The following is a 1,042-nucleotide window of genomic DNA, read 5'->3' as shown; positions in this document are numbered from 1 at the left end:
GCCTGGTGCCCAAGGGCCAGCGGCGCCTCGGGGGCCTGGATGACATGATCATCAGCCTCTATGCCGGCGGAATGACGATCCGGGACATCCAGCACCACCTGGCCTCCACGATCGGCACGGACCTGTCGCACGAGACGATCTCCAACATCACCGACGCCGTGAGCGAAGAGGTCCTGGCGTGGCAGTCGCGGCCGCTGGAGGAGTTCTATCCGGTGATCTATCTCGACGCAATCCGGATCAAGATCCGAGAGAACAGCCAGGTCCTCAACCGTGCCGCCTACATCGCCGTCGGCGTGGACCTCGAGGGCATCAAGCACGTGCTGGGGATCTGGGTCCAGGACACCGAGGGCTCGGCGTTCTGGGCCCACGTCTGCGCCGATCTCGCCAACCGGGGCGTGCAGGACGTGCTGATCGTGTGCTGCGACGGGCTCAAGGGCCTGCCGGAGGCGATCGAGGCGACGTGGCCGGACTCGATGGTCCAGACCTGCGTGGTTCACCTGATCCGGGCCGCGATGCGGTTCGTGGCCTACCAGGACCGCAAGAAGGTCGCCGCCGCGCTGAAGCCGATCTACACTGCCCCCAACGAAGAGACCGCGAGGAAGGCGCTGGCCGAGTTCGAGGCCTCCGAGCTCGGCACGAAGTACCCGTCTGCAGCCGCGACCTGGGCGAACTCCTGGGAGCGGTTCATCCCGTTCCTGCAGTTCCCACCCATGCTCCGCAAGGTCATCTACACGACCAACAGCATCGAGTCGCTGAACTTCCAGCTACGGAAGGTGACCAAGAACCGCGGCCACTTCCCCTCGACCGAGGCGGCGGTGAAGCTGCTCTGGCTGGCGATCTGCAACATCGAAGACAAACGCGCCGCCGAACGCGCTCGGGACCGGGGCAAACCCGCCGGCCAGCGCAAAGCCCAGGGCCGGCTCGTCGAAGGCCAGGCCGTCACGAACTGGAAGCAGGCCCTCGCCCAGCTCGCCGCGGCCTACCCCGACCGGATCAACCCCTACCTGTGACCACCCCGCTTACACAGACAAGTTGACACGCC

1 protein-coding gene is annotated in these 1,042 nt (G+C 66.2%); it reads left to right on the top strand.

Going from position 1 to position 1,042, the window contains the following annotated elements:
* The coding region (locus ACZ1IK_RS11200; RefSeq protein WP_465098519.1) for an IS256-like element ISMlu11 family transposase at window positions 1-1,010 on the top strand (1,010 nt) is incomplete at its 5' end.
* Between the last annotated feature and the right edge of the window lie 32 nt (window positions 1,011-1,042).

It is taken from the genome of Micrococcus sp. CS26 (genome assembly GCF_055522295.1).
This window is presented reverse-complemented; position numbering and strand designations above follow the sequence as displayed.